Annotated in this window: 24 protein-coding genes and 2 tRNA genes; 10 read left to right on the top strand and 16 right to left on the bottom strand. The window is 66.5% G+C overall.

What is annotated here, in order from left to right; all coding sequences use genetic code 11:
- Positions 1–151: 151 nt before the first annotated feature.
- Positions 152–1408 carry a DUF445 domain-containing protein gene (locus ACM9LZ_RS10585; RefSeq protein WP_416619363.1) on the bottom strand — a complete coding sequence of 419 codons (1257 nt, stop codon included), beginning with the start codon at positions 1406–1408 and terminating at the stop codon, positions 152–154.
- A gap of 66 nt (positions 1409–1474) precedes the next feature.
- Entirely contained in the window at positions 1475–2395 is a 921-nt protein-coding gene (locus ACM9LZ_RS10590; RefSeq protein WP_416619364.1) for an SDR family oxidoreductase, read from the bottom strand.
- Positions 2396–2446: 51 nt separating this feature from the next.
- On the opposite strand from ACM9LZ_RS10590, the gene ACM9LZ_RS10595 reads away from it, so the two are divergent.
- Positions 2447–3244: a tetratricopeptide repeat protein gene (locus ACM9LZ_RS10595; RefSeq protein WP_416619365.1), complete on the top strand. Its 798-nt coding sequence runs from the start codon at positions 2447–2449 to the stop codon at positions 3242–3244.
- Positions 3245–3265: 21 nt separating this feature from the next.
- Here ACM9LZ_RS10595 and ACM9LZ_RS10600 read toward each other — a convergent pair whose 3' ends face one another.
- Entirely contained in the window at positions 3266–3991 is a 726-nt protein-coding gene (locus tag ACM9LZ_RS10600; RefSeq protein WP_416619366.1) for a proteasome-type protease, read from the bottom strand.
- A gap of 352 nt (positions 3992–4343) precedes the next feature.
- Here ACM9LZ_RS10600 and ACM9LZ_RS10605 point away from each other — a divergent pair, with 352 nt between their 5' ends.
- Complete coding sequence (locus ACM9LZ_RS10605) at positions 4344–5198, top strand: phasin family protein (protein ID WP_416619367.1); 855 nt, start codon at positions 4344–4346, stop codon at positions 5196–5198.
- Between the two features lie 205 nt (positions 5199–5403).
- On the opposite strand, the gene ACM9LZ_RS10610 is transcribed toward ACM9LZ_RS10605, so the two are convergent.
- Both ACM9LZ_RS10610 and ACM9LZ_RS10615 read right to left on the bottom strand, forming a co-directional pair.
- The gene (locus ACM9LZ_RS10610) at positions 5404–6000 is read right to left on the bottom strand and encodes a class I SAM-dependent methyltransferase (protein WP_416619368.1); all 597 of its coding nucleotides are present in this window, start codon (positions 5998–6000) and stop codon (positions 5404–5406) included.
- A 108-nt stretch (positions 6001–6108) separates the two neighbouring features.
- Positions 6109–8022, bottom strand: coding sequence for an ABC-F family ATP-binding cassette domain-containing protein (locus tag ACM9LZ_RS10615; protein ID WP_416619369.1), 1914 nt, complete (start codon positions 8020–8022; stop codon positions 6109–6111).
- Positions 8023–8160: 138 nt separating this feature from the next.
- Between ACM9LZ_RS10615 and ndk the strand changes: the two genes are divergently transcribed.
- The gene (ndk, locus tag ACM9LZ_RS10620) at positions 8161–8583 is read left to right on the top strand and encodes a nucleoside-diphosphate kinase (RefSeq protein ID WP_416619370.1); all 423 of its coding nucleotides are present in this window, start codon (positions 8161–8163) and stop codon (positions 8581–8583) included.
- A 221-nt stretch (positions 8584–8804) separates the two neighbouring features.
- Here the strand turns inward: ndk and ACM9LZ_RS10625 are convergent, their stop codons facing one another.
- The 6 genes from ACM9LZ_RS10625 to ACM9LZ_RS10650 form a co-directional block, all read right to left on the bottom strand.
- Complete coding sequence (locus ACM9LZ_RS10625; protein ID WP_416619371.1) at positions 8805–9374, bottom strand: DJ-1/PfpI family protein; 570 nt, start codon at positions 9372–9374, stop codon at positions 8805–8807.
- 399 nt (positions 9375–9773) lie between these two features.
- On the bottom strand, positions 9774–10277 hold the full coding sequence (locus ACM9LZ_RS10630) for a GNAT family N-acetyltransferase (RefSeq protein WP_416619372.1): 504 nt from the start codon (positions 10275–10277) through the stop codon (positions 9774–9776).
- A 96-nt stretch (positions 10278–10373) separates the two neighbouring features.
- The gene (locus ACM9LZ_RS10635; protein WP_416619373.1) at positions 10374–12029 is read right to left on the bottom strand and encodes a long-chain fatty acid--CoA ligase; all 1656 of its coding nucleotides are present in this window, start codon (positions 12027–12029) and stop codon (positions 10374–10376) included.
- A gap of 187 nt (positions 12030–12216) precedes the next feature.
- Positions 12217–13077 carry a flagellar motor stator protein MotA gene (motA, locus tag ACM9LZ_RS10640; protein WP_416619374.1) on the bottom strand — a complete coding sequence of 287 codons (861 nt, stop codon included), beginning with the start codon at positions 13075–13077 and terminating at the stop codon, positions 12217–12219.
- Positions 13078–13379: 302 nt separating this feature from the next.
- A tRNA-Gly gene (locus tag ACM9LZ_RS10645) sits at positions 13380–13454 on the bottom strand.
- A 42-nt stretch (positions 13455–13496) separates the two neighbouring features.
- Positions 13497–13571 (bottom strand) — tRNA-Gly (locus tag ACM9LZ_RS10650).
- A 269-nt stretch (positions 13572–13840) separates the two neighbouring features.
- Between ACM9LZ_RS10650 and ACM9LZ_RS10655 the strand changes: the two genes are divergently transcribed.
- The 5 genes from ACM9LZ_RS10655 to ACM9LZ_RS10675 all read left to right on the top strand — a co-directional run bounded on the left by ACM9LZ_RS10655 (position 13841) and on the right by ACM9LZ_RS10675 (position 19209).
- Positions 13841–14764 (top strand): tetratricopeptide repeat protein, encoded by a 924-nt coding sequence (locus ACM9LZ_RS10655; RefSeq protein WP_416619375.1) that lies wholly within the window; start codon positions 13841–13843, stop codon positions 14762–14764.
- On the top strand, positions 14761–15426 hold the full coding sequence (locus ACM9LZ_RS10660) for an LON peptidase substrate-binding domain-containing protein (protein WP_416619376.1): 666 nt from the start codon (positions 14761–14763) through the stop codon (positions 15424–15426). The genes ACM9LZ_RS10655 and ACM9LZ_RS10660 overlap by 4 nt, the downstream gene beginning before the upstream one ends.
- Positions 15427–15480: 54 nt before the next feature.
- Positions 15481–15702: a Trm112 family protein gene (locus tag ACM9LZ_RS10665; RefSeq protein WP_416619377.1), complete on the top strand. Its 222-nt coding sequence runs from the start codon at positions 15481–15483 to the stop codon at positions 15700–15702.
- 3 nt (positions 15703–15705) lie between these two features.
- Complete coding sequence (locus ACM9LZ_RS10670) at positions 15706–16092, top strand: gamma-butyrobetaine hydroxylase family protein (protein ID WP_416619378.1); 387 nt, start codon at positions 15706–15708, stop codon at positions 16090–16092.
- A gap of 135 nt (positions 16093–16227) precedes the next feature.
- A complete protein-coding gene (locus ACM9LZ_RS10675; protein ID WP_416619379.1) occupies positions 16228–19209 on the top strand; it encodes an ATP-binding protein in 2982 nt (993 codons plus the stop codon).
- Between the two features lie 309 nt (positions 19210–19518).
- Here ACM9LZ_RS10675 and hemJ read toward each other — a convergent pair whose 3' ends face one another.
- Positions 19519–19953, bottom strand: a complete 435-nt coding sequence (gene hemJ, locus ACM9LZ_RS10680) for a protoporphyrinogen oxidase HemJ (protein ID WP_416619380.1) — start codon at positions 19951–19953, stop codon at positions 19519–19521.
- Positions 19954–20174: 221 nt separating this feature from the next.
- Between hemJ and ACM9LZ_RS10685 the strand changes: the two genes are divergently transcribed.
- Complete coding sequence (locus tag ACM9LZ_RS10685) at positions 20175–21245, top strand: hypothetical protein (protein ID WP_416619381.1); 1071 nt, start codon at positions 20175–20177, stop codon at positions 21243–21245.
- A gap of 3 nt (positions 21246–21248) precedes the next feature.
- On the opposite strand, the gene ACM9LZ_RS10690 is transcribed toward ACM9LZ_RS10685, so the two are convergent.
- Together ACM9LZ_RS10690 and ACM9LZ_RS10695 are read right to left on the bottom strand one after the other, a co-directional pair.
- Complete coding sequence (locus ACM9LZ_RS10690; RefSeq protein ID WP_416619382.1) at positions 21249–21623, bottom strand: VOC family protein; 375 nt, start codon at positions 21621–21623, stop codon at positions 21249–21251.
- 190 nt (positions 21624–21813) lie between these two features.
- The gene (locus tag ACM9LZ_RS10695; RefSeq protein ID WP_416619383.1) at positions 21814–22836 is read right to left on the bottom strand and encodes an NADP-dependent oxidoreductase; all 1023 of its coding nucleotides are present in this window, start codon (positions 22834–22836) and stop codon (positions 21814–21816) included.
- A 236-nt stretch (positions 22837–23072) separates the two neighbouring features.
- Here ACM9LZ_RS10695 and rraA point away from each other — a divergent pair, with 236 nt between their 5' ends.
- Entirely contained in the window at positions 23073–23549 is a 477-nt protein-coding gene (gene rraA / locus ACM9LZ_RS10700; protein WP_416619384.1) for a ribonuclease E activity regulator RraA, read from the top strand.
- Between the two features lie 64 nt (positions 23550–23613).
- Here the strand turns inward: rraA and ACM9LZ_RS10705 are convergent, their stop codons facing one another.
- Entirely contained in the window at positions 23614–24120 is a 507-nt protein-coding gene (locus ACM9LZ_RS10705) for a hypothetical protein (RefSeq protein WP_416619385.1), read from the bottom strand.
- 187 nt (positions 24121–24307) lie between these two features.
- On the bottom strand, positions 24308–25300 hold the full coding sequence (locus tag ACM9LZ_RS10710) for a zinc-dependent alcohol dehydrogenase family protein (RefSeq protein ID WP_416619386.1): 993 nt from the start codon (positions 25298–25300) through the stop codon (positions 24308–24310).
- Positions 25301–25304: the final 4 nt, after the last annotated feature.

The raw sequence follows: 25304 nt of genomic DNA on the forward strand, positions 1-25304 counted from the left end.
GACCTTCGGTCAAGATTTTCGGCCGCTGGTATAGGCAGGCTCCTTCAGATCGGGCCACACAGGGCAGGGCCCGGCATGGGGGAACTGCTGACTGCATGGCTTGCAGCCTTTCCAAGCCCGCCCATTTGTGGGCAGCGTCGGGAAAATCTGCTCAGGACAGCCAGCCGTTCAGGACATAGAGCGCGCCGCCGATGGCGGCCCCCAGCAGGGTGCCATTGATGCGGATAAATTGCAGGTCGCGCCCCACGCGCAGTTCCAGGCGCTGCGTGAAGGACTGCACATCCTGCTTCTTCAGCGTGTCGGCCACGAAATTGCGGATGGCCTGGCGCCAGCGGGGCAGGGCGGCCGTGAAAGCCCCCTCCACGGTTTCGTTCAGGCGGTCGCGCACGGCCGGTTGCTTCAGCGCGTCGGCCAGCGACGCGGCCACACCGTGCAGGGCGGAGCGGATATGTCCCTCCGGCCTGTCCAGATCGTCCAGGGCCGCCTGCCGCAATCCGGCCAGCAGATCGCGGATCAGCGGCCCCGCCGCATCGGGCCCTGTGAACTGGCGCAACGCCTCCAGCAGCCGCTGCGCCAGCTCGCTGCCCTCCTCCACCTCGTCCGGCAGGGCGGCCAGCCAGCGGCGCAGGTCCTGGCCGGCCGGGGCATGCGGGGAGCGCAGGTCCCAGAGATGGCCCAGCAGCGCCTCGTTGATGGTTTCCGCCAGGGACCGGTCGACCGATGACGGCATCCACCAGCGCGATTTGCCGGCCACGGCCTGGGCCACCCAGCCGCGCTGCGTATGCACCAGATGGATCAGCCGGTCGGCCAGTTCCCGCAGCAGCGGTTCCAGCGCGTCGGACGTGACGAAGGTCCGCAGCGCCCCCGCCAGGGCCGGGCGCAGATCGGCCTGTGACAGGCCGGCCGACAGGGCCCGGCTCAACGCATGGGCCAGCGGTGCCTCCCCTTCCTGACGCAGAAGGCCGGGCAGCATCCCGGCCAGCAGATCGACCAGCTTGCCGCGGCCGTCCTGGCCATCCAGCAGCCGGGCCAGCCGGTCAGCCGGGTCCATGCGCCGCACCTGCTCCACCAGCATGGCCGGTTCCAGGAATTCCCGGTCGATATAGGTGGCGATGCCGTCGGCGATACGGTCGCGGTTGCGCGGCACCAGGGCCGTATGGGGGATGGGCAGTCCCAGCGGGCGGCGGAACAGGGCTGTCACGGCGAACCAGTCGGCCAGTCCGCCGATCATGCCGGCTTCCGCCACGGCGCGCAGGGCCGGGGCGGCCCCGGGCGGCATGAAGGGCGCATGGCTGGCCGCCCAGCCGCCGGCCGCCAGCGCCAGGCACGCGCCCGCCAGCCAGCGATGGCGGCGCAGGTCGCGGGCCAGGGCCTCGTCATCGGCGGGGGAGGGCAGGTGGTCGGTCATCCGTTGGTTTGCATGCTGTTGCGTTCCTGCACATCCTACCCCGCCCGCCGGCCCCGGAAAGCGGATTTACCGGCCGGTTACAGGCGGGACACCATTTGTCTCCGCCATCTGTGCCGCCAGCCCCTCGCGATAGGTGGGGTAGAGCAGCTGGTATGAAAGCCAGGTTTTCAGGCGATCATTACGGACCCGGCGATTATCGGCATAGAAGCTGGCGGCCATGGCCGACATCGTTCCGGTATCGAAAGGCTCAAGGGGTGGTGGCTCCAGGCCCAGCAGGCGGGCGGCATGGGCCACCACATCCGCCGCCGGCGCCGGCAGGTCGTCGGCGACATTATAGGCCGTGCCGGGCCGTGGTCGGCCCATGGAAGCCATCAGCGCGCCGCCGATATCATCGACATGGATGCGGCAGAAGACCTGCCCCGGCTTGTCGATGCGCCGCGCCGTGCCGGCCCGCACATTGTCGATGGCGCTGCGCCCCGGACCATAGATGCCGGGCAGGCGGAACAGGTGGACGGGCACGCCGTGGTCCTGCCACAAGGACAGCCACTGTCCTTCGGCCGCCACGCGCCGCCGCCCGCGCGGGCCGGTGGCGGCCAGGGGCGTCTCCTCATCCACCCAGCCGCCGTCGCTGTTGCCATAGACACCGGTCGTCGACAGGTAGCCGGCCCAGCGCAGGCCGGCCGCCTGTGCCGCGATGTCGGCACCGTGCGCATCGACCACGGGATCGCCATGTTCATCGGGTGGAACGGTGGACAGCAGGTGGGTGGCGCCGGCCAGGACCTTTCGGGCACCGGCCAGCGGCCGGCCCCGGTCGAACGGGTGGGCATCGATCCCCGCGGCGACCAGCGCGGCGGCCTTGTCGGCACCGCGCACCGTGCCGGCCACGGACCAGCCCGCGTCGCGCAGACGGCCGGCCAGCCGCAGCGCCGTGTAACCCAGGCCGAAGATGAAAAGCCGCCCTGGCGGCGGGATCAGGGGATCGGTCATGAAACTTTTGACACTTGCCAGCCGGTGGTCGATGGGAGTTTGTAGCGCGTCATGAACCGATTTCTCAATGCTGCGGCGCTGGCCGCCCTGATGGCCCTTCTGCCCGCCGCTTCGGCGCGGGCGGAGGATGGGCGCGTTTTCTCCAGCCGCACGGCCTGCCTGGCGCGGGCCGAGGCCTTGCCCGACTTCGCGCTGGCAGAGGCGAAGCTGTGGGAACGCCAGGGCGGGGCCGCCGATGCCCGCCTGTGCCAGGCCCTGGCCCAGCTTCTGCGGGGCGAATGGGAAGCGGCGGCCCCGGCGCTGGAGGCATCGGCCACCGAACTGGCGCATGAGGCCGCCACCATGCGCGCCAACCTGTGGAGCCGGGCCGCCCTGGCATGGTCCAACGCCCGCAAGCCCGATGCGGCCGAGGCCGCCTATGGCAAGGCCGTGGCGCTGACGCCGAACGACCCGCAATTGCTGATGGACCGGGCCATCCTGCGGGCCGGTGCCGAACGCTATTGGGATGCCGTTGCCGACCTGGACCGTGTCATCGACCTGATGCCGCGCCAGTCGGAGGCCTGGCTGCTGCGTGCCCAGGCCCATCATGTGCTGGCTCTGGACGCCAAGGCCATGAACGATGTGCAGGAAGCCCTGCGCCTGTCCCCGCAGAACAGTGAGGCGCTGCTGCTGCGCGGCAATCTTTACGCTGCCAAGAGCAATCTTGCCTTTGCCAAGCGCGATTGGGAAACGGTGCGCCGTGTGGCTGCCGACAGCCCGGCGGCGCAGGTGGCGCTGGAAAACCTGAACGCCCTGGAACGTGCCCACACGACGCAGCAGCGCGAATTGAAGCGCCAGCGGCAGGAATGACTGCCGCCGGCCCGCATCGCGTCATTTCGGCAGCAGCGTATCCATCCATGGCCCGTTGGGCAGCCGGTTGGCCAGGTCGGTGATGTGCTTGTTCCACCAATGGCGCTGTTCGACCAGATGATCGTAATCGAACTGGTCTTCCCGCCATTGCCGGTCGCTGGTGTGGTAGGTCAGCAGGTCGATGGGATAGCCGACATCGGCAGAGCTGTAGCGCGTGCTGTCGAATGACAGATAGGCCAGCTTCAGCGCCATGGTCATGGTGGTCTGGTATTTCAGCGCCCGGTCCAGGATGGGCTTGCCATAGGTCGTGGCGCCGATCGACAGATAGGGGGTGCGCTCGTCCACCTCGATCCAGTTGCCTTCCGGATAGATCAGGAACATGGTCGGTTCCTCATCCCCGGCCAACTGACCGCCGATGATGGCGTGCAGGTTGAACTTCAGGTTGGACGCTTCCAGCGCCTCCCTGTCCTCCGTCGCCACGATACGCAGGCAGCGGGAGAAGGCATTGGCCGCATCAAGCATGGTGGGGAAGGGCTTGGACTTCTTCTCCGCCATTTCCCGGCGCAGATAGGCCAGCGTCTTGTCGCGCACGCTGCGCAGCCCGGAGGTCATGACGAAGAACTGCTCCTTGCCGTTCTTCATCAGGGTCACCTTGCGGGCGGCGGTCACCTGGGTGCCGGCCGTGATGCGGCCGTCGGCAAGGGCGATCAGCCCGTCCTTGGTCTTGATGCCGAGACAATAGGTCATGAGGGTCCTGGCCATGTGCTGTCGGGCGGATGGGGCGCGCATCCTGTCATGGTCAACCTTCCCGCGAAAGCCCAAAGCGAATCGTCCGCCCCTTGTTTTGCCGCCATCGCCCATGCATGCGGAGCCCGGCAGCCAATGCGCGCAATAATCGTGTTGCACTGCACAAAAGTACGCTTGACTCTACGCATCGCATCGATATACCTTGCCCATGCTGCATTGCAGCAGACCGGATCGACCGGTGGGCCGGCCGGCACGGATGCCGGATCGGGCCGCCAGGGTCGGGACAGCGGCGACCGGTGCCGGGGCTGCGCCTGAGCGGACCGGCAACGACAGAGCGCGAAGGAGATAGCTGATGGCAACCCGCACGCCGAAGGGAACCGCGGCCCGCCGGACGACGAAGCCCGTCGCCGCCAGGCCCGACGCCGTTCCGCCGGCTGAAGAGAAGGTGCCGGCCGCCCCCGCGGCCGTCGAGACGACGAAGGCCGAGGCTCCGGCCCCGGTGGCCCCGGTGGCCCCGGTGGTGGAGCCCGCCCCTGCGGAAGAACCCGCGACGGATGCCCCCGCCCCTGCGCAGGCTGCGCTGGCGGGCGCTGTGGAAGAGGTGACGGCCCCCGTTCCGGTGGAAGAGCCCGTGGCCCCCGCAGCGCCGAAGGCACCGGCGGCGAAGGCGAAGCGCACGCCGCGGCCGGCTGCACCCAAGATACCCCAAACGGCGGCCAAGCCCGCCGCTGCCCCCGCCGCCCTGGCTCCTGTGGCGGTGACCAAGCCCGTCCCGGCCGCAGCCGTTTCACCGGATGTCGGCCAGGCTATCGCCTATACCAAGGAAAAGGTGGAAAAAATGAGCAAGCAGGTTTTCGCTTCGTTCGATGATGTCGTCGGCTTCCAGAAGGACAATGTGGAAGCTTTCGTTGCTTCGTCCCAGATTCTGACCAAGGGTCTGGAAGCCCTGTCGAAGGAGATCGCAGCCTTCACCCAGGCCCAGTACGAGCAGTCGGTGGCTACGACCAAGGCCCTGTTCGCCGTGAAGTCGGTGAAGGAACTGGTCGACCTGCAGACCGAATTCGCCAAGACGTCCTTCGATGCCTTCGTGGCCGAGGCGACCAAGGTGTCGGAAACCGGCTTCAAGGTGGCCAACGAGGCCGCCGAGCCGCTGACGGCCCGCGTCAACGCGACGGTGGAAAAGCTGTCGAAGATCAAGGCCGCCTGATCGGGCGCCTGACCGGCTTTTGATACCAACTTGTGATCAGTGGAACTCACCACAAAATAGGTTGAGTTCGCGAACGGGGCGCTGGCGACAGCGCCCCGTTTTGCGTTCCAGGTCCCGTCACTTCTCGTTCAGGCTGGGGCACCGCCGGCCGGTGGCCGGGCCTGAACGGCCCCCCTCAGCCGGCGCATGCCCATGCCGGGCACTCTCACTCCCGGGTGAACCGCCAGACGCTGGCAGGCGGGATGTTGGCGATGGTGAAGCCGACCCGCCGCCCGCGCAGCCCCAAGGCCTTGCGCCGGATGGGGGAGCGGGCGGAATAGGTGTAGGCGTAGAAGGCGCGGCCCGGCGGCATGATGTCGAAGATGGCGTCGACGATGGCCCGCTGCTGTTCGGCCGGGATCAGGATCATGGGCAGGCAGACCAGGACGGTTCCCACCTTGCCGCGCACCTCTTCGGGCAGCATCCGGCAGATGTCTGCGACATCGCCTTCCAGCACGTTGACCTGCGGGAAATGCCGGCGCAGCCATGTGGCCAGTTCCGGGTCGCGTTCCACGCTGTAAAGGCGGGAGGGGGGAACGCCCGCATCCAGGATGGCGCGGGTGACAGCACCCGTGCCGCCGCCGAACTCCACCACCACCTCGTCCGGATCGCGGCGGATCTGCCGTGCCATCAGCCGCGACAGCGACGGGGCCGACGGGGTGATGGACGCCATGCTGAGAGGGTTGGCCAGCCAGCGCTTGAAGAACAGCCAGGCGGCGCTGCTCTCCTGATGGGTGCGAAGGGTGGCGGCTCTATGGGTCATTCTGGGTGCCTGGGAACAGTTGAACCGGACAGAAATAAGGCTGGCGATGCTGCGACGCAACATACCCTCCTGGTCAGGTCGGACCGCTTGGGCGGTCGGCCTGGGTCTTCACACGTTTCCAACTGCCAGTGCCGTTTCCATTTTTTCCGACAGCTCCAGCCATTCCAGCTCTGCCGCTTCCAGATCGTTGCCGACGGCACCCAGCTCGATCTGCAATTTGGTCACCTTTTCCGACGGACCTTCGTAGAGCTTGGGTTCCGCCAGCTTTCCTTCAAGCTCCAATTTCCGCCTGGTGAGTTGTGCCACACGCTTTTCGACGGTTTCAATCTGCCGGCGCAGGGGGGCCAGTTGCTGACGCAGTTCGGCGGCAGCCCGCCGTTCCTCCTTGCGGGCGTCGCGCCCGGCGCCCCTGTCGGGGCCGCCGCCCGCCACGCCGGCCGCCGCCGCCCGCTCCGCCTTGCTCTTTTCCAGCAGCAGGCGCTTGTAATCCTGAAGATCGCCTTCGAACGGCGCGGCCGTGCCGTCATTCACCAGCCACAGCCGGTCGGCGGTCAACTCCACCAGATGCGGGTCGTGGCTGATGACGATGACAGCCCCTTCATAGTCGTTCAGCGCCTCGACCAGCGCGTCGCGGCTGTCGATATCCAGATGGTTGGTCGGTTCGTCCAGCATCAGGATGTGTGGGGCGTCGCGGGTCATCATGGCGAGCAGCAGCTTGGCCTTCTCGCCCCCCGACAGGCTGGCGATCCTGGTATCCGCCTTGGCCTGGTTGAAGCCGAACCGGCCCAGATGCGAGCGGGCCTGGCCCTCCAGCGTGCCGGGCGGCATTACGGCCTGCATCTGTTGCAGCGCCGTCCAGGTCAGGGTCAACTCGTCCGTCTGATGCTGGGCGAAATACCCGACGCGCAGCTTGGACGACCGGAACATCTCCCCGGACATGGTGCCCAGGCGGCCGGCCAGCAGCTTGACCAGCGTTGACTTGCCGTTGCCGTTGGCACCCAGAAGCGCGATGCGGTCATCGGCATCGATGCGCAGGCCCAGCCGCTTCAGCACCACCCTGTCGCCATAGCCCACCGACACATTGTCCAGCCGGATCAGCGGCGGGGCCAGCTCGTCGGGGGAGGGGAAGTTGAAGCTGACGGGCGTATCGTCGATCACCTGGATGCGGGGGCCCAGCCGCTCGATGGCCTTCAGCTTGCTTTGCGCTTGGGTCGCCTTGCTGGCCTTGGCGCGGAACCGGTCCACGAAGGCCTGGAGATGGGCGCGCTGGGCATCCTGCCTGGCGGCCTGGGCCTTGGCATGTTCCATCCGCATGGTGCGGACCTGCACGAACTGGTCGTAATTGCCGCCATAGGCGGTCAGCTTCAACTGGTCCAGATGCACGATGCTGGTCGGCACGCGGTTCAACAGGCCGCGATCATGGCTGACGATCAGCATCGTGTGCGGATAGTTGCGCAGATATTCCTCAAGCCACAATGTGGCTTCCAGGTCCAGATGGTTGGTCGGCTCGTCCAGCAGCAGCAGGTCGGGCTCGGCGAACAGCACGCCGGCCAGGGCCACGCGCATGCGCCAGCCGCCGGAAAAATCGCTGCAAGGCCGCCGCTGCGCCTCGGCATCGAACCCCAGGCCCGACAGGATGCGGCCCGCCCGTGCTTCGGCCGAATGGGCCTGGATGTCGGACAGGCGGTGATGGATTTCCGCGATGCGCAGCGGGTCGGTCGCCGTCTCCGCCTCGGCCAGCAGGGCCGTGCGCTCTGTGTCGGCGGCCAGCACCGCGTCGATCAGCGTGGTCTCGCTGCCCGGTGCCTCCTGCCGCACCCACCCCATCTTCAGCCCGCTGGGCAGGGTGATGGAACCCGCATCCGGCTGTACCTCCCCGGCGATCAGGCGCAGCAGCGTGGATTTGCCCGTGCCGTTGCGGCCGACCAGCGCCACACGGTGCCCGGCGGGGATCGTGACGGAAGCCTGGTCCAGCAGCAAGCGGCCGGCGATACGGTAGGTGAGGTCGGTGATCATCAGCATGATGTGCGCCCCTTACCACAAACTGCCGGACCGCAGAAGCGGCACGCATATAAGGGCAGACAGAATGACCGTTGTGGGGGCATCACGGGGCCTGTATAAGGCCGCCCAGTTTCAAGCTTATGCCTTATGGAGATAACCATGGCTGTCGAACGGACGCTGTCGATCGTCAAGCCCGACGCGACCCGCCGCAACCTGACCGGCAAGATCAACGCCCGCTTCGAGGAAGCCGGCCTGCGCATCGTCGCCCAGAAGCGCGTGTGGCTGTCCAAGCAGCAGGCCGAGCAGTTCTACGACGTTCACCGCGAGCGTCCGTTCTTCGGCGAGCTGGTTTCCTTCATGATCTCCGGCCCGGTGGTCGTGCAGGTTCTGGAAGGTGAGAACGCCGTGGCCCGCAACCGCGAGATCATGGGCGCCACCAACCCGGCCAATGCCGCCCCCGGCACGATCCGCAAGGATTTCGCCGAGAGCATCGAGGCCAATTCCGTCCATGGCTCCGACAGCCTGGACAATGCCAAGATCGAGATCGCCTATTTCTTCGCCGGGACGGAGATCGTGGGCTGATCCCAGCCGACGCCGTTTCCCATCGGGGATCGATCTGAAAAGCCGCCGGGGCTGTGCCTCGGCGGCTTTTTACTTGGGGCCGCTCTCGTCCGGCGCCATCAGGCTCGTCCGGTTCGATGGGGGGGGCTGCCTGATGGTCTTGAAAGAAAAAGGGCGCCGGGGACCCATGGTCCCGCGGCGCCCTTGACCAACCAGCTTTGCCGGCCAGCTCTGACGGTGGATCAGGCGGCCTGCTTGCGCTGTTCGACGGCGGCTTCGAAATGCCGCAGCATGGCGTCGATCAGGTCGGCCATGTTCTCGCTGCTCTGCGCCGTCAGCAGGAAGCGGTCCTGCACGACGGCATCCTCCGACCAGACCGCGCCGGCGGCTTCCAGGGCCGCGCGGGCGCTGTCGGCGCCGGTGACGGTGCGGGTCTTGATCCGCTCCACCAGGGCCAGCAGTTCCACGCCCTTGCCAAAGGCGGCGATGCCCTTGCCGGCATCGACGAAGCTGCCGACGATGCGGCGGGTGTGCGGGTTGGTGGCCAGCTTGGCGACCGAGCGGTCACCGCCCGGCAGGACCAGCAGATCGAAATCGGCGGCCAGCACCTCGCCCACATGGCGGTCGGTGGGGAAATAATGGCCCCAGGCGGCGCCGTGCCAGCCATTCACCAGGCCCTGTTCGGGAGAGATGATCTTGGGCTTGGCCCCGGCCTTCAGCAGGGCGCGCTGCGGTTCCGTCATCTCCACTTCTTCGAAGCCGTTGGCGACGAGGATGGCGATGTTCTTTCCGGCGAGCAGTTGTTCGGTCAAGGTCGTGTCTCCTTACTGGTTGGTCCGTCTCTGCCCATCGGCGGCCCGGTGGCCCGGCGCGGGGGAACAGGACAGGCTCGCCACGGCCGGGCCGCAGCGTCGTTTTTCAAGCCATGCCGAAAGCGGCGCGCTGTCCCGATGGGACCCGGTCCGTTCCTGGGGGACGGTATGCCATGGCGTTCCGCCGCACCCGGCGCGGCGGGTGGGGTCGGTCGTGGCTCTCCCCCCAAGGTTCCGGTCGGGGATCGGGGGGCGTGTTACGTCTTTTCATGCATGGCGGGGTAATTGGCCCTTCGCATGGCGAAGGTCAAGCCACAATTCGGGTAGACCTGCCATGGGCGCATGGCGGGGGGCCTTGAAAGGGCCGCCGCAGGGCGTCCGGGAAGGGGTATCCGGGGGTCAGGCGGGTGGACGGACCAGGGTGATTTCCGTGCCCCTGTCATTGGTGACGGCAAAGCCGGCGCGTGACAGGAAAGGGCGGGCATCGCTGTGGTAGAACAGCGCCGCCCGGACGGGAAGCCCCATCCCGTCCGCCGTTCCGCACAGTGCCGACAGCGCCATGCCCCCCAGGCCCCGGCGGCGCTGGCCCGGAAGGATGGTCAGGTCCAGCAGGGCCACCCCGTCCGGCCCCGTCCAGTCCAGGGTCATCATCCCCACCATGCGCGCATCCAGGCCCAGCAGCAGGGTTTCCGCGTCCGGGCGCCCGTGGCGCAGATTGTCCATGCGGCCTTCAACCTGGATCGACACCATCATGGACCGGACGGAGCCGGGGACATCGGCCAGCATGTGCAGCGCATCGGCCATCACCAGTTGCCGGACCATGCTGCGGTCCGCCGGCTGCGCGATGCGGGCCTGCAGGCCGGACAGGCGGGAGATCAGGACCTGTGAGGCAGCATCGCTCATGGGGCGGTCACTATTGGTTGCGTCCCGGCAACCGTAACCGCCCCGAAGGCCATACCCCCTATGAAGTGCTTCACATCACAAGATGGACGGGCGGCTTCATTCCGCCGCCGCACCGGTTCCCGGCAGGGGATGGGACAGGAAGCGCTTGCGCAGTTCCGTTTTCAGCAGCTTGCCCGTGGCGGTATGGGGCAGTTCCGCCACGAAGACGATATCGTCCGGCAGCCACCATTTCGCCACCTCGCCCGCCAGATGCGTCATCAGCGCGTCCTTGTCGGGCGTGTGCCCGGCGCGGGGTACGATGACCAGCAGCGGCCGCTCAACCCATCTGGGGTGCGGCACGCCGACGACGGCGGCCTCCTGCACCGACGGATGGCTCATGGCGGCATTCTCCAGGTCGATGGAACTGATCCATTCGCCGCCGGATTTGATGACGTCCTTGGCGCGGTCCACGATGCTCATGGCCCCGTCGGGGCTGATCACGGCGACGTCGCCCGTCTTGAACCAGCCATCGGGGGTGAAGGCCTCGGCATTGGCCTTCTCGTCCTTGTAATAGCCGCGGGTGATCCAGGGTCCCCGCACGGCCAGCTCGCCATAGGAGAGGCCGTCATGCGGCTGGTCGCGGCCGTCGGGGCCGATGATCCGCATTTCCACACCATAGAGCGGGCGGCCCGCCCGCATCTTGGCGTCATGCTGCTGTTCCAGGGGCAGCAGCGCCTCTTCCGGCGACAGGCTGCCCAGGCTCCCCACGGGTGACAGTTCCGTCATGCCCCAGCCCTGGATGCAGGAGACGTCGTGGACCTTCTCGAACTCCTCCAGCATGGCGCGGGGCAGGGCGGAACCGCCGACAGTGACGGATTTCAAGGTCGTGAACCGGGCGCCGGTCGTGCGCATATGGGCCAGCAGCCCCAGCCAGACCGTGGGCACGCCGCTGGAAACGCTGACCTTCTCCTCCTCCATCAGCTCATAGACGCTTTTGCCGTCCAGCCGGGGGCCGGGCAGCACCAGTTTCCCGCCATTGATGGCGGCCGCATAGGGATAGCCCCAGGCATTGGCATGGAACAGCGGCACGACGACCAGGATGCTGGATGCGCCGCGCAGGTCCATGCCCGGCGCGGTCAGCACGCCATAGGCGTGCAGCACCGATGACCGGTGGCTGTAAAGGACCCCCTTGGGATTGCCCGTCGTGCCGGAGGTGTAGCAAAGGCCGCAGGCCGTGTTCTCGTCGAATTCCGGCCAGTCATAGCTTTCCGGCCGGTCTTCCAGCAGTGTTTCGTAGCAGAGCAGGTTGGGGATGCCGGGTGCCGCCGGCATCAGCTCGGGACGGGTCATCACCACGACGCCTTCAACGCCCTTCAGCGCCGGCCACAGCTTTTCCACCAGCGGCACGAACATCGGGTCCACGAACAGGAACCGGTCCTCCGCATGGTTGATGATGTAGGTGATCTGGTCGGGAAACAGGCGCGGATTGATGGTGTGGCACACGGCGCCGATGCCGGGCAGGGCGTAATAAAGCTCCAGATGGCGATGGTCGTTCCAGGCCAGCGTGCCCACCCGGTCCCCGCCCTTCACACCCAGTGCATCCAGCGCATGGGCCAGCCGGGCCACGCGGTGCCAGGCATCACGCCAGCTATAGGTATGCGGCGCCTCTGCCGCGAAGCGCGATGTGATGGGCTGGCTCCCGTAATTCTGCGCGGCATGCCGCAGCAGGCTGGTGGTCAGCAGCGGGCGGTCCATCATCAATCCGGCAAGCATCGAATCCTTCTCCCAGGCATGGTTGTTGTTATGGTTTGGCCTTCCATAGCTTGGTGATTTTCAGGGCGGGTTTCCAGTGCTGATTTAAACGTCTGTTCCAGTTTCCGGCAGCCAGCAAAAAGGCCGCACCGACGGGGATCGGGGCGGCCTTTGGCGTGGCATCGCGGTGGTGGCGTGGGGCGCCCCGTCAACTGATCTGCGACAGGATTTCCTCAAGCTCGTTGAAATCGGGCATGTACTCGGTCGGTACCTTCTTGCGGGCCGCCTCGATCGATACCTGCGGGGCATAGCCGCCGAGATGGGCGACGATGGCCGTCTTGATCACGCCGAAGAACTGGCTGTCCTCCTCCGCGATGCCCTTCAGGCGGCCGGCGATGGGGGCGGCCAGGCAATAGGCCAGGAAGATGCCCAGGAACGTGCCGACCAGCGCGCCGCCGATCAGCTTGCCCAACACCTCCGGCGGTTCGGTGATCGACGCCATGGTCTTGATCACGCCCAGCACGGCGGCCACGATGCCCAAGGCCGGCAGCGCGTCGGCCAGACCCTGGATGGCGTGGGATGAATGCTGGTCCTCATGCTTCATCTTGTCGATCTCCTGCTCCATCAGCGTTTCCATCTCGATCGGGTTGTCGACGCCGATGGAGAACATGCGCAGGTAATCGGCAATGAACTTGACCGTGGTCGCATTCTTCATCACGGCCGGATAGGCGTTGAAGATGTTGCTCTCCATCGGCTTTTCGATGTGCTGTTCGATGGCCAGCACGCCCTTGCTCTTCATGGTCTTCAGGATTTGATAGAGCAGGGAAAGAAGCTCGATATATTCCTTCTTATGGAACTTGGATCCGGCGAAGATCTTCTTGATGTCGGCGCCCGCGGCCTTGATCGTATGGGCCGAATTGGTGATCATGAAGGACGAGACGCCGGACCCGCCGATGATCATGATTTCCTTCGGCAGGGCCTCGATGATGATGCCCATCTTGCCGCCGAAGATGACGTAACCGCCGAACACACAGAAGAACACGCCGACAAGGCCGATGATGGCGAACATTAAATGCCCCGGTTCGAATGAAACGCCCTGAAACCATTGGGCAGCCTAACCCAAACGGGTATCAAAACCAACCGGGCATAAGGTCAGGAGCCGGCCGGGGCCGGTTGGAGGAGGCCCGATTCGGCACGCCGCCCGCAGCGGCGGCAGGACGGGCGTTACCGGATGGCGAACAGGCTTTTGAAAGCCGAATGCCGGTATTTCCCGACCCGGGCATCTCCGCCCAGGGGATTTTCAATGGGCCGACAAATCCATGAGCGTCGATTCTATGTGACGCCGATTTCATGGTGTGGATTTTTGTGAACTGGAGCGGGCGAAGGGATTCGAACCCTCGACCCCAACCTTGGCAAGGTTGTGCTCTACCCCTGAGCTACGCCCGCATCGCCAGTTCGGCACCGCCATCGGCGGTCATGTTTTCGGAATGGAGCGGGCGAAGGGATTCGAACCCTCGACCCCAACCTTGGCAAGGTTGTGCTCTACCCCTGAGCTACGCCCGCCCATTTCCGAAAGCCCGTCGGGGTTCCCCCCGGCGGTGAGCGCGGAATATAGCCATCAAAGTCGGGCATGCAAGGACTTTCTTTCATGGTCCTCCCGGAATTTACGCCTGCCGGCCCCCGCGTTGCGCATGGCCGCCCTTCGGGAGGTTTGCGGCGGGCCCTTGCGCGCTCTATATAACGCTTGAGACAAAGAAGACGGGTGCGTCCCGCACGTGCCCGTGCCCCCGCGCAAAAGCCTTACAGACCAGACAGACCAGGAACGACCATCCATGTTCTCCACCACGCCCGCCCCCGACGGCGCCAAGCCCGCCAACGACCTGATCAAGGATGGCAGCGACGCCGGCTTCATGGCCGATGTCATCGAGGCGTCGCGCGATGTGCCCGTCATCGTCGATTTCTGGGCCACCTGGTGTGGCCCCTGCAAGACGCTGGGTCCCATCCTTGAAAAGGCCGTGCTGGCCGCCAAGGGGGCCGTGAAACTGGTCAAGATCGATACCGACAAGCATCCGGCCGTGGCCGGTCAGCTGCGGGTGCAGTCGATCCCCACCGTCTATGCCTTCTTCCAGGGCCGTCCCATCGACGGGTTCCAGGGCGCGCTGCCGGAAAGCCAGATCAAGGCCTTCATCGACCGGCTGATCCAGGCGGCAGGCGGTCAGGCCGGCGGGCTGGACATCGCCGCGATCCTGGCGGAGGCCAAGCAGGTGCTGGAGGGCGGCGACGCGCAGGGTGCCGCCGCCATCTATCAGGAGGTGCTGGCCGAGGAACCGGAGAATGCGGCGGCCTATGCCGGCGTCATCCGCTGCCTGCTGGCCATCGGCGAGACGGACGCGGCCAAGGAGATGCTTGGCAACGCCCCGGCTGGCATTGCCAAATCGGCTGAGCTGGCGGCCGTGAAGTCGCAGATCGACCTGGCCGAACAGGCGGCGAAGGCCGGCCCGCTGGGTGAGTTGAAGGCGGCCGTGGATGCCAACCCGGCCGACAATCAGGCCCGTTATGATTATGCCCTGGCGCTCTATGCCGCCGGCCGTAACGAGGAGGCGCTGGACGCCCTGCTGGAGATCGTGCGCCGCGACCGGGAATGGAACGATAAGGCCGCCCGGACCCAGTTGCTGAAGATCTTCGAGGCGCTGGGGCCTGTGGACAAGCTGGTGATCCAGGCCCGGCGCAAGCTTTCATCGCTCCTGTTCTCATGAGCCGGAACCCGTTCGACCCCGGACCGGGCGACCTGCCGGACAGCATCCCCGTCTTTCCCCTGACGGGGGTGTTGCTGTTGCCGCGGGGTCGGCTGCCGCTCAACATCTTTGAACCGCGCTATCTCAACATGGTGCAGGACGCGCTGGCCACCGATCGCCTGATCGGCATGATCCAGCCCCGCGACGATGGCATGGCGGCGGAACCGCCCTTGTTCGATATCGGGTGCGCGGGCCGGATCACCAGCTTCAGCGAAACGGATGATGGACGGTTCCTGATCACGCTGACCGGGGTCTGCCGCTTCCGCCTGCTGTCGGAGATCCCCACGACCCGCGGCTATCGCCGCGCAGTGGCCGACTGGTCGGGCTTTTCGGCGGACCTGGATGAGGATGGCCCCAGCCATATCGACCGTGACCGGCTGGATACGGCGCTGCGCACCTATTTCCAGCAGCAGGGCATCACGGCCAATTGGGATTCCATCGCCCAGGCGCCGCTGGACCGGCTGATCACCTCGCTGGCCATGATCTGCCCCTTCGACGCGCCGGAAAAACAGGCCCTCCTGGAAAGCCCGGACCTGGAAGCCCGCGCCCGGCTGCTGCTGGCCCTGGTTGAAATGGCCATCCACCAGGGCGGCGACGGCGAGGGCGGCAGCCTGCGGCATTGACCCCGTTCCATCTTGGACCCCGTTCCATCTTGAGACTTGAGGCAAAGGGACGCCATGACCGACCCGACCGTGACCGAGAATACCCCCCCCGCCAGCGCCCGCGTCGATCCGCGCCTGCTGGAAATCCTGGTCTGCCCGCTGACCAAGGCGCCGCTGCGCTACGACGCGGAGGCCCAGGAACTGATTTCCGACCAGGCGAAACTGGCCTATCCCATCCGCGACGGCATCCCCATCATGCTGGTGGACGAGGCGCGTTCGCTGGGCGATGCGGCCTGACCCATGGTGGAGGAACGGTTTGCCAGCGAGGCCGGCGGCACGCGGCACTGGCCGCGGGAATTGCGCCTGAACCGGGCGGAACGGGTGCTGTCCGTCACCTTCGACGATGGCAGCCATTTCGACTTGCCGGCCGAATATCTGCGGGTGGAAAGCCCGTCGGCCGAGGTGCAGGGGCATACGCCGGCCCAGCGCCGCTGGCTTGGGGGCAAGTCGGGCGTCGCCATCACGGGGGTGGAGCCCGTCGGCCATTATGCCGTGCGCCTGACCTTCGATGACGGCCATGACAGCGGCATCTACACCTGGTCGCTGCTCCACCGCCTGGGTCGCGACCATGATACGCTCTGGCCGGCCTATCTGGCCGAAATCGCGGCCCGCGGCCTGTCGCGCTGACGGCTGGGGAGACCGGAACCGGAATCCGTCGCGTATCGCGTAAACGGATTTGCCCTTCGCTGAACAGTTGCGTAGCATTTGATTGAAATTTCGTCCAAGCCCGATCGGCGGACGATGGGCGGGCGCAGGCGGTCCATGGCGGACGAAACATCGGGAACAGATCAGCAGGTGACGGGGTTCGACGGGCTGCCGGCCGGGCTGGACATCGATGCAGCCCCGCCGGATGCGCCGGCCTGTCCGACGCTGCCCGGTTCCGGCCTTGTCGGCCCGCTGGACCTTTATGGTCTGGCCGAACAGGTCCTGGCGGCCGAACATCATCTGGCTCAGGCCCATGATCCCGTCCACCGCCTGCTGCTGCTGACGACGCTGGCCTGGTACAACCGCCAGCGCGATACGCGCGCCGCCCTGGACATGGCGACGGAGGCGATGGGCCTGCTGCCGCATGCCACGGGAGCCAGCGAGCGGGAACTGCGCCGGTTGACGGCGCGCCTGCTGCTGATCAAGGCGGAGGCGAAGGCGCTGTTCGCGGAACTGGACCAGGCCGGCGGCCTGCTGGAAAGCGCCAAGCAGACCTTCCGCCAGATCGGCGACCTGCTGGGGGAGGGGGATGCCTTCATGACGGAGGCGCTGCTGGCGCTGGACCTGGGGCAGCAGCGGCGCCGCGCCCAGGCCCACCGCATGGCCCATGCCCTTTATCTGCGTGCCGGCGACACCCAGCGCCAGCAGATCGCCCAGGCCTGGATCGCGCGCGACACGGTGTTTGTCGATGCCGCGGCGGCAGAGCGGCATTGGGGGCCGCTGCTGCCCGAGGGGCCGCTGCTGGAACATCCCGGCCTGGACGCGGTGGCGGCCTATTTCCATGGCGGCCTGCGCTTTGCCCGCGGCGATTTCATGAAGGCCCTGCGCCATTACCAGCGCGGCTGCGACCAGGCCGTGCTGGCCGGGCAGATGCGGCTGGCCGTGATGCTGGCCGGCAATGTCGGCGCCGCCCACGCCAACCTGAACGATTATGTCAGCGAATTCCTGTGGCGGGAACGCGCCCACGGCATGGCGCGCGGCACCGGATGGCCGGCGGCCGTGGGCCAGTGCCTGCGATCCATGGGCGATACGCTGCGCCGGTTGAAGCAGTCGGGCCGTGCGCGGCACCTGCTGCTGGAGGCACAGGAATGGCTGGCCCCCTTCGGCCGGTCGCGCAACCAGGCCATCGCCTGCCAGTATCTGGGCGACCTGGAAATGGATGTCGGCAACCCGACGGCGGCGCTGCGCTGGTTCGACGACCTGCTGGACATCGCCGTCGACCTGGAACAGTCCGACCTGCAGGTGGAGGCGGAGACGGGGCGGGCGCGGGCCCTGTCCGCGCTGGTCCGCCGGGACGAGGCCATGGCGGCGGCCGGCCGGGCGCTGTCACTGGTCCGATCGCGCACCGACCATTGGCGCGAGATTGACGTGCTTCGGGCCCTGGCCGACATCCATCGCCGCTTCCCCGACCTGCCGCCGCCCGCCGGGATGGCACCGGGGGAGACACCCGTCATCCATCTGCTGCTGCGGGCCCTGTCGCTTGCCGAGTCGATCCAGGGCTACACCGCGCCCGCCGATCTGCTGGCTGCCCTGGGCGAGGCCTATGAGGTGGTGGGTGACATCGCCCGGGCGCTGCATTGGGAACGCCGGGCCGGTCAGGCGCGCGGCGTGATCCACAGCCGGGAGGTCAGCGACCGGCTTCTGGCCATGCAGGCCGGGTTCGAGACGGAACGGCTGAAGGCCGAAGGCGATTACCATCGCCAGATCGCCGCGGCGGAGGCGTCGCGCGCCGCCGCCCTGAGCGAGGCGACCCAGACCCTGGAACTGCTGGGCCGCATCGGTCAGCAGATCACGGCCACCCTGGATGCCGAGGCCGTGTTTCACGGGTTGCACCGCCATGCCGGCACGCTGCTGGAATTCGATGGTTTCTCGCTCTATCTGCTCGACGCGGCGGGCGACGGGCTGGACCTGCGCTATGGGGTTGAGGCGGGGCGCCCGCTGCCCATGGTGCGCCGGCTTCTCTCGGACCCGGTATCACTGGTGGCGCGCTGTGCCCGCGACCGGCAGGAGATGCTGATCCTGCGCGGCCCGAGCGAACAGACGGCGCCATCGCACATCCCCGGCACCCGTTTCATGCGCACGCTGCTGCTGTCGCCCCTGCTGGTGGGGTCGCGCCTGCTGGGCGTCATGACGGCGCAGTCGGCGCGGGAAAACGCCTATGGGGAGCGGGAGAAGCTGATCTTCCGCACCCTGTCGGCCTATGGCGCCATCGCGCTGTCCAATGCGGCCGCCTATGCCCGGGTGGACAGCACCCTGTCGGAACTGCGCAGCACGCAGAACCGGCTGGTGCAGCAGGAGAAGCTGGCCTCGCTGGGGCAGCTTGTGGCCGGGGTGGCGCATGAGATCAACACGCCGCTGGGTGTCGCCTTCACCATGGCCACCCACCTGCAAAGCGAGCGTGACGACATTGCCCGCGCCTTCGGAACGGCACAGTTGAAGCGCGCGGCGCTGGACCAGTTCCTGGACAAGATGGATGAGGGGCTGCGCATCCTGACCGGCAACCTGGAACGGGCCGCCGACCTGGTGCGCAGCTTCAAGCAGGTATCGGCCGACCGCAGCAGCGAGGCGGTGCGCACGGTCGACCTGACAGCCTATGTCGGCGATGTTCTGAAAAGCCTGGACCCGATGCTGCGTCAGCGCCGCGTGGCCGTGGCCGTGGACGGCACGGCGGAACTGCATGTCACCACCCTGCCGGGGCTTCTGGCCCAGGTGGTCAGCAATCTGGTGCAGAACGCCGTCGTGCATGGTTTCACGGATGACGGAAAGCCGGAAATCCTGATCGCCACGCGCCGGCTGGGGGCCGACCGGGTGTCCATCGCCATCACCGACAATGGCTGCGGCATGTCGCCGGATGTGCAGGCCAAGGCCTTCGACCCGTTCTTCACCACCAAGCGGGATAGCGGCGGGACGGGGCTGGGCCTGCACATCGTCCACAATCTGGTGACGGGTCCGCTGCAGGGGGATATCGACCTGGCCAGCGTGCCCGGCCATGGCACCCGCTTCCTCATCACCTTGCCGGTGGAGGTCCAGGCACCCTGACCCGCCGCGGAACATCGGGCGCCCGGCACCGTTTCCCATGGGACAACATCATGGGAGAAACATCATGCGTGGCATTCTTCTCTGGGTTCTGGGCATCCCGCTTCCCATCATCCTGCTGTTGTATCTCTTCAACGTGCTCTGACGCCCGCGGGGCCGCATATACCCACATGCGGGAAAATTCCCTGCATGTGGGCGTTGCATGTGTGGGGCACCGTACGGGCCCGCCCGTACAGCTTGGCGGTTACGGGCCCGCCCGTACAGCCTGGCGGTTACGGGCCCGCCCGGACAGCCCGGCGGGCCTGACCCGCGTCAGAAGGGCCTGACGATGACCAGGATGACGATGCCGATCATCAGGATGGTCGGCACCTCGTTCAGGATGCGGAAGAATTTCTGCGGCTTCGTGTTGGCGTCTGCGGCGAACAGGCGCACATACTTGCTCAACACCCCATGCATGCCCGACAGGATCAGGACCAGGGTCAGCTTGGCGTGCAGCCAGCCCTGACCCTTCAGCAATTCCGGGCTCATCGCGATCATGGCGATGCCGAAGATCCAGGTGGCGGCCATGGCCGGATTGATGATGGCCTTCAGCAGCCGCCGCTCCATCACCTTGAAGGTTTCCGACTGGACCGACCCGCGCTCCGCCGCGCAATGATAGACGAAAAGGCGGGGCAGATAGAGCATGCCAGCCATCCAGGCGATGACGCTGATGACATGCAGGGCCTTGACCCAGAGATAGAGTTCCATGCGCGTGCGATCCCTTGTTCTTGGCCGTCCGGATATCCCGATGGACATTTGCCCGCCGGTTCCCGCCCCGGCTAAATAGCATTGTGGATGGCAGCAACCAAGCGGAACGCCGGGCGCACGACCTGGTTGCAGCTTGCGCTGGCCGTCGCTCGCGACTAGTTTTCGGGACCTTTTCGCCGCCCGGCCGCCTGCTTCTCTCCTGCGGCCCCCAAGGAAATCTGATGGCCGACACCGCCCCGATCGAGGCACCGGAAGCCGCACCCGAGCAGGAAGCGGAGATCGTCGCGTTCGACGATGCCTCTCGCGATGCGCTGCATATCCTGCCGCTGGGCATGCTGCCCCTGCAGACCCCCGGCCTGCGCCGCGCCAGCCTGATCAAGAATGCCCGGCTTGAAACCGTGGTGGAGGTGTTCAAGGACCGGCAGACGGGCAGCGGCCAGATCAGCCCCGACCATCTGGGCAGCCTGTTCCCAAGCCATGCCAAGTCGTTGCGCGTCGACATGGTGCAGATCAACAAGCTGACCCGCATCAACAGCTTCGATGTCTATACGCTGCGCAAGGAACTGCGTCGTGTCGGCATCGCCGTGAATGATGCCAAGTCGCTGCAATTGTCGGACAACAAGCGGTCGGAACTGACCGGCTACATGAAGGATTTCACCCGCCCTCTGCTGCAGCAGGTCTATGGCGGGGAACAGCGGCAGATCAGCGACGTGTCGGACATCCTGGCCATGCTGGCCAATCCCGACCGGGACGAGGCGCTGAACAACCTGCGCCTGCTGTCCGACAAGCTGAAGGTGAAGCTGAACGAAATCCCCGACTTCCTGGAGGATTACGGCGATGTGTTCCTGTCGCTGGCCTATTTCAGGTCATGCCTGGACGGCATCGTGCCGGAGGTGCAGCGCTTTCTGAAATGGGCCATGGAGCCGAAATCCTCCGAACTGATCGCGCGGGACCGCAATATCGTGAAGATGCTGGGTGACGTGCAGTCGAAGCTGACCTCGATCACCACCTCCATCACGGGCCGGTTCGAGGCGTTCGACCAGCGCAGCAAGCATTTCTGGAACGATATCAGTGCGGAAAGCTTCCGGTCCGTGCGCCACCAGATCGAAAGCCACCATGTCACCATCGGCGGCGTTCTGTGTGGACTGGCCGTGAAGATGGCACTGTGGAAGTCACGCTTTCCCCAGGGCGGGGGCGGGCCGAACAAGCGTGTGGAATTCATCCGCTCCGAAATCCAGCCCGGCCTGGACCATATCCAGGCCATCGAAACGTCCGCCTCCGGGGTGCGCTGATGGTCAACCCAGGCTGTAGGCACACAGCTTGTTGCCGTCCAGGTCCCGGAAATAGCTGAAATAGAGGCCGGGGCCGCGGGGGCCGGGGGCGCCTTCGTCCGTGCCGCCCAGTTCCAAGCCCTTGGCGTGGAAGGCATCGACCTCTTCCCGGCTGGGGAAGCCGAAGGCGAACATCGAGCCGTTGCCCGGCGTTGCCGGCTGGCCATTGAACGGCCCCAGCACGCCGAAGACGGGCGCGCGGGCATGGCCATAGATGCGCCCGCCCGACGGATGCTCGAAAATGCCGCGCATGCCGATCAGGGCCAGCAGCGCATCATAAAAGGCCTTGGCCTCTTCCAGCCGGTTGGAACCGACGGTGCCATAGGACAGGGTTGCCATGCTTCTTCCTCCGTTGATCGTGTGTTTATCATAATATTATTTCGCGGTGATCAGACCCTATGGTCCTGATCAATGCATCCCTCATGGGCCGGGCGCCGCCATCCGACGGCTGGGCACACGCGGGCATGGGCACGCGGGGGCTCAACGCGCCAACCAGGTTGCGATGCGTTCAACTCACCGCAACTTGGCATTACCGGGCCGGTTCCTCCGACACCTGGACGACCAGCTTGCCGGTATTGCCGCCCGTGAACAGCTTGGCGAAGGAAGTCAGGGTGTTTTCCAGCCCCTGATCCAGGTCCACCTTCCACTTGATGCGGCCTTCGGCCACCCAGGGCCCCATTTCGGCATACATCTCGCCCAGGCGGGAATTATAGTCCAGGACCAGGAACCCTTCCATGCGGGCCCGCCGGCTGACCAGAACGGACAGGTTGCGCGGGCCCGGCGGCGGTTCGGTGGCGTTGTACTGGCTGATGGCGCCGCAGAAGGGAATGCGCCCCTTGACGTTCAGCAGGCTCAGCGCCGCCTCGGTGATATCGCCGCCCACATTCTCGAAATAGATGTCGATGCCGTCGGGCACGGCCGCCTTCAGGGCCTTCTGCCAGCCCTTGGCCTTGTAATTGATGGCGGCGTCATAGCCCAGCTCGCCCGTCAGCCAGGCGCATTTCTCGTCCGATCCGGCGATGCCGACCGCGCGGCAGCCCTTGATCTTCGCGATCTGCCCGACCAGGGAGCCGACGGCCCCGGCCGCGGCCGAAACGACGACCGTCTCCCCCGCCTTGGGTCGGCCGATATCCAGCAGGCCGAAATAGGCCGTGGCCCCCGTCATGCCCAAAGGCCCCATATAGGCCGTCAGCGGCAGGCCCGGGATGGCCGGCACCCGGCCGAAGGCCGACCCGTCACTGATCGTATAGTCGGCCCAGCCGCCCATGCCGGTCACGATGTCGCCCACCTTGAATTTCGGGTGGTTCGACTGGTCGACCACGCCCAGCACCAGACCGCGCATGGTGCTGTTCAGCGGCACGGCGGGCAGATAGCTGTCATACTGCATCCAGACCGCATTGGTGGGGTCCAGCGAGAGATGGATGGTACGCACGCGGAACTGGCCTTCCCCCGCCACGGGGGCCGGTTCTTCCCGCAGGCTCAGCACCTCGGTGAAATTGCCGCCCTTGGGGCGGTCCAGCAGCAGCCAGTGGCGATTGATCGCGTCGGACATGTTTCCCCCGATATTTATGGCGGACCCACGGCCCGCATCACTGTAGGGCAGCATGGTTCAAACGCACGTTCGACTCAATGAAAAAAGTCCGATCGTTCGGAAATTGGTCGCATGGACAGAAAGCCCCTGAAGGTACAGTCTTCAGGCCCCTGGATGCCGGCGGCGGCAATTCAGGCCGGTGATCGGTTGCGATCAACGGGACGTGTATAAGCCAAACCGCAGGAAGGACCCGACCCATGGATTTCGCCACCGCCGATCTGGTCGACACGCATGAGGCCGTGATCACCAGTTGCTGGGTTCAGATGCGCAATTACGGGGGCCAGGTGCGCTTTGCCGGGCCCATCCGGACCGTGCGCTGCCACCGCGACAATGCGCTGTTGAAATCCATCCTGTCCAAGCCGGGCGACGGGGCGGTTCTGGTGGTGGATGGTGGCGGGTCGCTGGCCTCCGCCCTGGTGGGCGACATCATCGCCGGCCTGGCCGTGAAGAACGGCTGGGCCGGTATCATCGTCAATGGCGTCATCCGCGACAGTGCGGCCATCGGGGAATTGCCGCTGGGCGTCAAGGCCCTTGGCACCAATCCCCTGAAAAGCGCCAAGACCGGGTCGGGAGAGGCCGACCAGACGGTCAGTTTCGGCGACTGCGCCTTCACCCCCGGCCACTGGGTCTATAGCGATGAGGACGGGGTCGTCGTCCTGCCGGAAAAGGCCTGACCCCCGGCACCAACCTTGCCGGGAGGCCCCGGGGACCTTCCGGCAAGCGGCTGCCCATCCGTCATTACTGCCCGGGCTGCGGCGGCGCGCCCTGCTGGCGGTGCTGGGCCATGGCCAGGCAATTCTCCACGATGCGATAGCACTGGCCCAGACGGGCCGACTGGCCATCGGAAGCGCTGTTATAGACGATGCGCGTCACCACGCCGTCCTTCAGCGTGAAGGTCGCCTGACAGTCGCGGGTCTCCACCTCCGGATAATCATCGAAGCCCATACCCCAGCCGTACCAGGGCGACCATGGCCGGTAATAGCCGTAGGCGGCGGAGAAGCGCGGCCCGGTGGAGGGCGTGCTGACCAGACGTTCGCTGGTATAGGTGAAATAGTCGACATTATCGACGGTGGCGCTGCGCGTCGGCACGCCGGCACAGGACAGCAGGAACTGCTTGGGCATGCCGACGAAGGCCTGCTGGGCGAACATGGCCTGATCGGCCTGCGGGTTGGCACAGGCGGCAAGCCCCAGCAGCGCGCCCACGGCGATGGCGCCGCGGATGGTCGTGGAACGGTTGAACTTCATGACCTGACGCTCCTTAGCAAAGCTTCACCGGCGCATTCCGATGCCGCCGGCCGCACCGCCCCTACCCATCACGACGCCAGCGGTCGGGGACCATCGGCGTCACGAACAGGTTACTCACAGGAAAATGGCGGATCGTGGGCGATGTTTCAATCGTGACCATCATGCGGCGAATGCGCCGGGGCCGGCCTCAGGGGGCGATATCGATCACCAGCTTGCCGACCGCCTTGCCGCCTTCCAGCCTTTCATGCGCCTGACCAACCGTTTCCAGCGTGAAGCGCGTGGGGTCGACCAGCGGGCGCAGATGGCCGCTGGCCTGACGCAGTACCCGCCCCTGGTGGGCGCGATCGATGGCAAAGCCATGATCGTGCAGCATGGGCAGCAGCATGAACACGACATGCAGGCTCAACCCCTTGCCATGCATGGGCGACAGGTCGGCCGTATAGCCGGCCACGATGGTCACGACCTGGCCATTCAGGCGCGCGGCGGCGAAGCTGGTGGCGATGTCGCTGCCGCCCGTGGCGTCCATCACGATGTCGAAGCCGCGGCCCCCCGTCAGCCGGGCGACATAACGCTCGACCGGTTCATCGCGGTAGTTCACGACTTCGTCGGCGCCCAGGCCGCGCACGATGGCTGCCTTCTCATCCGAGGACACGGTGGTGGTGACGTGCGCACCCTGCTGCCTGGCGATCTGGATGGCGACATGGCCGACCCCGCCGGCACCGCCATGGATCAGCACCCGGTCCCCCGGCCGCACCCGTGCCCGGTCCACCAGCCCTTCCCACGCCGTCAGGGTGACCAGCGGCAGGGCGGCGGCCTCCCGCGGGGACAGGCCGGCCGGCGCCGGGGCCAGAAGCCGGGCATCGGCCGCCACATATTCGGCATAGGTGCCCTGCAACCCCTTCACCCCGCCGACACAGCCATAGACGGCATCGCCGACCTGAAAGCCCGTGACCCCCGGGCCCAGGGCCACCACCGTGCCGGCCATGTCGCAGCCCAGGATGCCGGGCAGGTCCGGGGCGATGGGAGGGCCGTTGCGGCGGATCTTGGTATCCACGGGATTGACGCTGGCAGCCGCGATCTTCACCAGCACCTGTCCCGGGCCGGCGACGGGCGCTGGCACCTCGGCCAGGGCCAGGTTCTCCACGCCGCCGAAACCCCGTAACTGCACGGCTTTCATCATTGAT

The sequence above is a fragment of the Niveispirillum fermenti genome (assembly GCF_048066175.1).
Taxonomy (GTDB): Bacteria; Pseudomonadota; Alphaproteobacteria; order Azospirillales; family Azospirillaceae; genus Niveispirillum; species Niveispirillum fermenti.

Coding starts and splice junctions, on each gene's coding strand:
- ACM9LZ_RS10585 (WP_416619363.1), bottom strand. CDS start 1,408: ATGACCGACCACCTGCCCTCCCCCGCCGATGACGAGGCCCTGGCCCGC.
- ACM9LZ_RS10590 (WP_416619364.1), bottom strand. CDS start 2,395: ATGACCGATCCCCTGATCCCGCCGCCAGGGCGGCTTTTCATCTTCGGC.
- ACM9LZ_RS10595 (WP_416619365.1), top strand. CDS start 2,447: ATGAACCGATTTCTCAATGCTGCGGCGCTGGCCGCCCTGATGGCCCTT.
- ACM9LZ_RS10600 (WP_416619366.1), bottom strand. CDS start 3,991: ATGACCTATTGTCTCGGCATCAAGACCAAGGACGGGCTGATCGCCCTT.
- ACM9LZ_RS10605 (WP_416619367.1), top strand. CDS start 4,344: ATGGCAACCCGCACGCCGAAGGGAACCGCGGCCCGCCGGACGACGAAG.
- ACM9LZ_RS10610 (WP_416619368.1), bottom strand. CDS start 6,000: ATGACCCATAGAGCCGCCACCCTTCGCACCCATCAGGAGAGCAGCGCC.
- ACM9LZ_RS10615 (WP_416619369.1), bottom strand. CDS start 8,022: ATGCTGATGATCACCGACCTCACCTACCGTATCGCCGGCCGCTTGCTG.
- ndk (WP_416619370.1), top strand. CDS start 8,161: ATGGCTGTCGAACGGACGCTGTCGATCGTCAAGCCCGACGCGACCCGC.
- ACM9LZ_RS10630 (WP_416619372.1), bottom strand. CDS start 10,277: ATGAGCGATGCTGCCTCACAGGTCCTGATCTCCCGCCTGTCCGGCCTG.
- ACM9LZ_RS10635 (WP_416619373.1), bottom strand. CDS start 12,029: ATGCTTGCCGGATTGATGATGGACCGCCCGCTGCTGACCACCAGCCTG.
- motA (WP_416619374.1), bottom strand. CDS start 13,077: ATGTTCGCCATCATCGGCCTTGTCGGCGTGTTCTTCTGTGTGTTCGGC.
- ACM9LZ_RS10655 (WP_416619375.1), top strand. CDS start 13,841: ATGTTCTCCACCACGCCCGCCCCCGACGGCGCCAAGCCCGCCAACGAC.
- ACM9LZ_RS10660 (WP_416619376.1), top strand. CDS start 14,761: ATGAGCCGGAACCCGTTCGACCCCGGACCGGGCGACCTGCCGGACAGC.
- ACM9LZ_RS10665 (WP_416619377.1), top strand. CDS start 15,481: ATGACCGACCCGACCGTGACCGAGAATACCCCCCCCGCCAGCGCCCGC.
- ACM9LZ_RS10670 (WP_416619378.1), top strand. CDS start 15,706: ATGGTGGAGGAACGGTTTGCCAGCGAGGCCGGCGGCACGCGGCACTGG.
- ACM9LZ_RS10675 (WP_416619379.1), top strand. CDS start 16,228: ATGGCGGACGAAACATCGGGAACAGATCAGCAGGTGACGGGGTTCGAC.
- hemJ (WP_416619380.1), bottom strand. CDS start 19,953: ATGGAACTCTATCTCTGGGTCAAGGCCCTGCATGTCATCAGCGTCATC.
- ACM9LZ_RS10685 (WP_416619381.1), top strand. CDS start 20,175: ATGGCCGACACCGCCCCGATCGAGGCACCGGAAGCCGCACCCGAGCAG.
- ACM9LZ_RS10690 (WP_416619382.1), bottom strand. CDS start 21,623: ATGGCAACCCTGTCCTATGGCACCGTCGGTTCCAACCGGCTGGAAGAG.
- ACM9LZ_RS10695 (WP_416619383.1), bottom strand. CDS start 22,836: ATGTCCGACGCGATCAATCGCCACTGGCTGCTGCTGGACCGCCCCAAG.
- rraA (WP_416619384.1), top strand. CDS start 23,073: ATGGATTTCGCCACCGCCGATCTGGTCGACACGCATGAGGCCGTGATC.
- ACM9LZ_RS10705 (WP_416619385.1), bottom strand. CDS start 24,120: ATGAAGTTCAACCGTTCCACGACCATCCGCGGCGCCATCGCCGTGGGC.
- ACM9LZ_RS10710 (WP_416619386.1), bottom strand. CDS start 25,300: ATGATGAAAGCCGTGCAGTTACGGGGTTTCGGCGGCGTGGAGAACCTG.